Annotated in this window: 1 pseudogene; it reads right to left on the bottom strand. The window is 59.7% G+C overall.

What is annotated here, in order from left to right:
• Window positions 1–407: pseudogene (locus SxD43FB_RS24160) on the bottom strand (hypothetical protein); the annotation flags it as partial.

The raw sequence follows: 407 nt of genomic DNA, 5'->3' as shown, positions 1-407 counted from the left end.
GCAAACTCCTGTCCCCCGGCATCAAATTCACGATCGGCACATCCTCCGGCACCAGGATCTTCTGCTGCCCGCCCTTGTAGTTGACGGTCAACATCCGGCCATTGCTGACCACCAGATCGCCCACGCTGCCATTGGTCATGCTGCTGCCCTTGACCAGATCGAACGGCCGATGCCCGTCGCCGCTGCCCGCCAGTTCCGGTGGAAAAACGTGGACTTCCAGCGCCTTCAAGGTGCCTTCGTCTTGCGGAATGGCCGCCGATCCAACGTAGCTGCCGGGTTTGATGTCTTCGATATTGGCCAGGGTAACGGCGCGGACTTTGGTGTCGTTGGTCAGGTTGATTACCACGTTTTCGCCAGTGTTGACGTGGACTTTCAAGACGTCGGGGCTGACCCCAGTGATCTCGCCG

This window comes from Sphingobium sp. D43FB (assembly GCF_002312805.1).
Taxonomy (GTDB): Bacteria; Pseudomonadota; Alphaproteobacteria; order Sphingomonadales; family Sphingomonadaceae; genus Sphingobium.
The sequence above is the reverse complement of the archived record's forward strand: the minus strand, read 5'-3'. Positions and strand labels throughout refer to the sequence as shown.